This window comes from Pauljensenia sp. UMB3104, assembly GCF_030217285.1.
Taxonomy (GTDB): Bacteria; Actinomycetota; Actinomycetes; order Actinomycetales; family Actinomycetaceae; genus Pauljensenia.
Genome location: NZ_JASONN010000199.1, coordinates 1 through 301 on the forward strand (window position 1 = coordinate 1; position 301 = coordinate 301).

A 301-nucleotide genomic window follows, 5' to 3' on the forward strand; every position below is an offset into this window, starting at 1 on the left:
GTGCTGACTGGCCCGGTCCACCCACGTGGGCCCCGCCAAGGGCAACGCCGTATCGGTGACCATCTGATAGTCGATACGCCACCCCGCGTCGTTATCGAATGCACGGCCTCGGAAGGACCACCACGTATAAGGGGCCTGCACGCCCTCGCCCAAATGGTGCCGAGTCAGATCAGTCCACCGCTCCCCGTTCATCCAAGAATCCAAGAAAGCAATCTCGCTGTCTAAAACACCAGAGCGCTTGTTGTGGTTCGGTTTCCAGTTCTTGATGTCATACTCCGACCGCACCACATTAAAGTCCCCG

Annotated in this window: 1 pseudogene; it reads right to left on the bottom strand. The window is 58.5% G+C overall.

Annotated features, from left to right (window positions below):
* Positions 1-288, bottom strand: a pseudogene (locus tag QP415_RS11360) (exodeoxyribonuclease III); the annotation flags it as partial.
* Between the last annotated feature and the right edge of the window lie 13 nt (positions 289-301).